Genomic DNA, 1,849 nt, shown 5'->3' on the forward strand with positions numbered 1-1,849 from the left:
GCCTGCTCCTGGTGGGTGTCGACCTTGGTCGACACGTAGATCCACGCCACGCGTGGATGCTCTTCGTTCAATTGTCGAAATATTCGACTTCGAATGAGATCCATCCACGCATGGCGTGGATCTACCGGAACAAGTCCAACCGTCATAGGGAAMCTGTCGAAGGCGGGGCGGTGTCGGATTGCGGGGTGTCCGCGGCATGGATGCCGCGGCCAAGCCTACAGGGACGTACTTGCGGCGTCCCCGCAATCCGATACCACCCCGCCAAAGCACGGATCCCCCCAGAGCCGGCTGTTGCTGTTGCTGTTGCCAGGGTTGCCGGCCAGCGGCCGGCACCACGTCAGGTGCCGGGTGCAACCCGGCCGAACCCCGCCGGGGTAAACTAGCTGGATGGCTTCCCGTCCCGCGCACGACCTGCTCCGCCGCGTCTTTGGTTACGACGATTTCCGTGGTCCGCAGCAGGACATCGTGGAGCATGTGGCTGCCGGTCACGATGCCCTGGTGCTGATGCCCACCGGCGGCGGCAAATCACTGTGCTACCAAGTGCCCGCCCTGCTGCGTGACGGCTGTGGCATCGTCATCTCACCGCTGATCGCACTGATGCAGGACCAGGTCGAAGCCCTGCGCCAGCTCGGCGTGCGCGCCGAATTCCTGAACTCGACCCTGGACGCCGAAACGGCTGGCCGGGTCGAACGCGAACTGCTCGCCGGTGAGCTCGACATGCTCTATGTCGCTCCCGAGCGCCTGCTGACCGGCCGCTTCCTGTCGCTGCTGTCGCGCAGCCGGATCGCCCTGTTCGCCATCGACGAAGCCCATTGCGTGTCGCAATGGGGCCACGACTTCCGCCCCGAATATCGGCAGCTGACCGTCCTGCACGAGCGCTGGCCGGAGATTCCGCGGATCGCCCTGACCGCCACCGCCGACCCGCCAACCCAGCGCGAGATCGCCGAGCGCCTGGACCTGGCCGAAGCACGTCACTTCGTCAGCTCCTTCGATCGCCCCAACATCCGCTACACCGTGGTGCAGAAGGACAACGCCCGCAAGCAGCTGAGCGATTTCCTGCGCAGCCATCGCAGCGAGGCCGGCATCGTCTACTGCATGTCACGGCGCAAGGTGGAGGAAACCGCCGAGTTCCTGTGCACGCAGGGGTTCAACGCCCTGCCCTACCACGCCGGCCTGCCCGCGGAAGTGCGTGCAAACAACCAGCGCCGTTTCCTGCGCGAAGACGGCATCGTCATGTGCGCGACCATCGCCTTCGGCATGGGCATCGACAAGCCGGACGTTCGCTTTGTCGCCCATACCGACCTGCCCAAGTCGATGGAAGGCTACTACCAGGAAACCGGCCGCGCCGGTCGCGATGGCGAAGCCGCCGAGGCCTGGCTCTGCTACGGCCTGGGCGATGTGGTGCTGCTCAAGCAGATGATCGAGCAGTCCGAGGCCAGCGAGGAGCGCAAGCAGCTGGAGCGGTCCAAGCTCGACCACCTGCTGGGGTACTGCGAATCGATGCAGTGCCGTCGCCAGGTGCTGCTGGCCGGTTTCGGCGAGACCTATCCCAAGCCCTGCGGCAACTGCGACAACTGCCTGACCCCGCCGGCGGCCTGGGATGCCACCATCCCCGCGCAGAAGGCGTTGAGCTGTGTTTACCGCAGCGGCCAGCGCTTCGGCGTCGGCCACCTGATCGACGTCCTGCGCGGCAGCGAGAACGAGAAGGTCAAGCAGCAAGGCCACGACAAGCTGAGCACCTACGCCATCGGCCGCGACCTGGATGCACGCACCTGGCGCAGCGTGTTCYGCCAGCTGGTGGCCGCCAGCCTGCTGGAAGTGGACAGCGAGGGCCACGGTGGCCTGCGCC

1 protein-coding gene is annotated in these 1,849 nt (G+C 66.1%); it reads left to right on the forward strand.

Annotation, left to right across the window (positions count from 1 at the left end; genetic code table 11):
* Positions 1-387: 387 nt before the first annotated feature.
* The coding region (gene recQ / locus AB4Y84_RS20650; RefSeq protein WP_442250818.1) for a DNA helicase RecQ at positions 388-1,849 on the forward strand (1,462 nt) is incomplete at its 3' end.

The sequence above is a fragment of the Stenotrophomonas sp. 2YAF22 genome (assembly GCF_052114665.1).
Lineage (GTDB): Bacteria > Pseudomonadota > Gammaproteobacteria > Xanthomonadales > Xanthomonadaceae > Stenotrophomonas > Stenotrophomonas indicatrix.